This is a genomic window from Mesorhizobium sp. M7A.F.Ca.CA.004.12.1.1 (assembly GCF_003997835.1).
GTDB lineage: Bacteria > Pseudomonadota > Alphaproteobacteria > Rhizobiales > Rhizobiaceae > Mesorhizobium.
This window is the reverse complement of record NZ_RZRK01000698.1, coordinates 1-3,207: the sequence shown is the minus strand read 5'-3', so window position 1 is coordinate 3,207 and position 3,207 is coordinate 1. Positions and strand designations below refer to the sequence as shown.

The window sequence follows — 3,207 nt, the reverse complement described above, 5'->3', positions numbered from 1 at the left end:
CCTGTGCTCTGTTGGTCCCCCGGTTCGCGTCGCGCCAAGAGCTTTTCGCCCTCCAGCGTCTCGATCAGAATGCCGAACCAGCTGCAGTTCTCGCGGATTACGCCCACCGGAATCGCGCATTTCTCCGAGCCCAGACAGTAATCAACAATAGGGATAACGGCGGACTTCCCGGTCTTCGACGCGCCGCTGATGACGTTGACGACACCGGGCTCGAACTTGACGACCCGCGGCGCTGCACCATTGCGGGGCCAAAGGATCAGTTTTCGAAGCTGGAAATACATCTAGAACTCCACCCGTAACAGGTTGGCCACCTGCGCGGTCCCCAGGTTCGAAAACCAGAAACCCAATTTCTCCGAGGCAGGTCCGAGGTGCTTGACGCGCTCTGGAAGGACGAGCCTCCTCGGTTTCGGTTCTGGTACGTTTGCTCTTAAAGTAGCATCCTTGTAATCCACGGACAGCAGCCGCCCGCTCACACCGACAGCGGCCGATTGCAATGTCAGAGTACGCAGCAGCAGCGCTCGCTCGTGGACGGCGAGGAGTTGTTCCCGTTCCTTCCCGAGCTTGGCCGCGAAGAGCGCCAGTCCAGAGGGTCGGTTTGTCGAAGTCACGATTTCGAGCGTTGCGCGATGCAGGACGATTGGCAGCACGAGAAACGCCAAGGCGAACGGCGCTGGACGTTCGTCCTCAGCCTGGAAACCTTGGCCAAATTGCCACAATGCGAAAGCCCCAAGTCCTGGATTCTGGACAAGGGCGAGGTCGCTGAGCGGTAGGTGCGATCGGCCAGCCTCAATCAAGTCGCTGGCTCCAAAAGAGTCTGGTAGTCGGGATGCCAGCCGAGGCGCAGGCCGTGGGCAAGGGCGTTGAATGATCCGTGGACGAAATGACCGGGGACGACTCGACCATCGAGTGGAGGCTGCAACTGCGCGCAGCGCCTGTAAACTATTCTACCACGAACCGTTGCGGGGTGTCCGGCCTGTATGTCGTGCACCTCTGCACTGACGTGCTCATAGCGACCGACAAGATCATCGTCCCAGTCACTTAGGTTCTTCTCAAAGATTAGCCCGCTTTCGCCCCAGATCGAGATGTCGGCGAGCGTCCTAAGGTAATCGCTAACAGCCCGGACGCACGCTTCGTCTCCCACCTCGATCAGCTCGAGTTGGCGGACGAAGGCGGGACGGTCGGCGATCAATTGTTCGATGGCCTCGACAGGCGGTTGCTTGGTGAAAGACGACAGCAGCCCTGGAAGGTTGTTCTTCTGAACAAATGCTCTTTGCTCGGCCTGAAACGCGTCCACGTCCAAGATGGCGGGCTTGCCAGCTCTAATCAGCCTGTCCGCCGCCTCCTTCGCAGCGCCGATCGCGCGTTCGCACACTAGGTCGATGATGAGCGGAGAGACCGTCGGCTTGAAGATCGCGCGTATCGGATCGACGGGATCTGCATCGACGCTGATAACGGCGAGATTCTTGACCAAGGCGGCGCAATGAGCCGCATCAGCGTTCAGGAAAGCTTGGACGTCGGCGTCGCATGCCGGTGCAGCTTTCAGCTTGCTGTGGGCTTTGGCGAGGTTAGCGACCAGCGCCTCCACGTCGGCATCTGTTTTCGCGTCGTTCAGCGCGATCGCGAAGGCACCCGCCTTCACCGGTGTGACATATAGCCGGAAATGGCTGGTCGCCGGGTCGATCTCTCCCGCCGCCATGAAGCTGAGCCAGTTGGCCAGAGACTTCCACAGGTCCGCAGCCCAGTCGGATATCGGATTTTGCTTCAGTGCGCTCTTGCTTTGCTCAAGAACGACTTCGCCGCCGACCAGGTGAACCGCCACATCGTCTAAATGTTCAAGAGAGACCAAGGCGCCGCTAGGCGCGTTGAGCAGGTGAAAGCAAAGGCGTACAGGTTGAAGCGCATAGCCGAGGTATTGGCCAGCGGCGCTGTGTTTTCCCGTTTGCGTCTTCGCGTTCATTGCCCATCCCGTTCTCCCGAGTCGCACCGGAAGAAGCCAGTAACGATATTGGTATAGTTCGCCGTTGTTTACAATTGGCGCCCCGGCGATAGGACGGCTAGGCGCGATACAATTGCTGTTTAGGGCCAGCTCTCGAAGTCCAGATTCGGCAGGACAATGAATTTGCAGGACGTCCATTATGGGCACATCGGGGCCGTCTATGGCTCGGGCGATATGTCCGCTTTTGGACGAACGCGAAGTTTGCCGGAACGTCTGACTTTGGGCGCATACTTGCCGTCAAATTCGGCGTCCTTCACTGGTTCGTTCACGTATTCCGGAGAAAATTACTGTGCGAGTTGATGGATCCTCGTTCCCGGTACGACAGCCTCAGCTATTTCACATAGATGCTTATGGTGCGTCAGGTAGATGACCTGACCTGTGTTTGCCATCGCTCCGAACAGCCTGAAAACCTCCTCCGAGCGAATATGGTCGAACGTCTCCATGATGTCGTCGGCGACGAATGGGACCGAGGGCCGAAATTGCGCGAACTCGTAATAACCGGCGAGTCTTAGGGCAAGGTACAGCTGAAATCGTGCACCCTTTGAAAGCGCTTCGGTGACCTTGGATTGCCCGTCACCCTGCACAGCAATGAGAACCTCACCACCTCTTACAGGCTGGGTTGTCAGCCCCGAATACTGGCCACGCGTCATTAGCTTGAACGCGTCTGATGCGCGCGCCATCATGCCGGAGCGATGGCTCTCACGGTAGATCCGCAAAGCATTGCCAGCCGACATGATGCCAAGCTTCAGCTCTATGTAGCGAACGGCCTTCTCCTCGATTTCCAGCAGGGTTGTGCGCCGTTCAGCATCCAGGCGTGCAACCGCACTATCACCGCCGATGGCGTCCAGCTTGTCGGCCGCGCGCGTCTGCCGGATCAGCTGTTGCTGGATGGTTTCATCGAACAGGCGAAGCCGCTGCTCACCCTCAGCCTTCTCGACCGCGAGGCCGTCGAAATCGATCGCGTCCAGGATCGAGCGGGCCTGCTCGAATCCGTCGACCGCGAGCTCCGCCACTATCCGTTCCTCAAGTTCGGCGACGGTGGTGCGCAAGCCATCGCGCTCACGCAACAGCTCATCGCGTTCGACTACCTCGGGCAGAGTGGCGACACCAAAGACGCCCAGCACCTCGTTCTTGCGGCGTTCGTGTGCCAAAATCTCAGTGTCGAGGATGTCGCGCGCCTCCTTGAGGCGCTTCAGGTCGTTGCCGAGGCT

At 58.9% G+C, this 3,207-nt stretch carries 2 protein-coding genes and 2 pseudogenes; all 4 read right to left on the bottom strand.

Features of this window, described 5'->3' with window-relative positions; translation table 11 throughout:
• A pseudogene (locus tag EN984_RS27880) lies at positions 1 to 281 on the bottom strand (DUF3732 domain-containing protein); the annotation flags it as partial.
• On the bottom strand, positions 282 to 794 hold the full coding sequence (locus EN984_RS27875) for a three component ABC system middle component (RefSeq protein WP_063169420.1): 513 nt from the start codon (positions 792 to 794) through the stop codon (positions 282 to 284).
• Positions 791 to 1,957 carry an ABC-three component system protein gene (locus EN984_RS27870; RefSeq protein ID WP_063169421.1) on the bottom strand — a complete coding sequence of 389 codons (1,167 nt, stop codon included), beginning with the start codon at positions 1,955 to 1,957 and terminating at the stop codon, positions 791 to 793. Before EN984_RS27870 ends, EN984_RS27875 begins: the two co-directional genes overlap by 4 nt.
• Before the next feature lie 323 nt (positions 1,958 to 2,280).
• Positions 2,281 to 3,207, bottom strand: a pseudogene (locus EN984_RS27865) (hypothetical protein); the annotation flags it as partial.

What these genes read in the sequence shown, in the direction of transcription:
- EN984_RS27870 (WP_063169421.1), bottom strand. Translation starts at nt 1,957, where the DNA reads ATGAACGCGAAGACGCAAACGGGAAAACACAGCGCCGCTGGCCAATAC.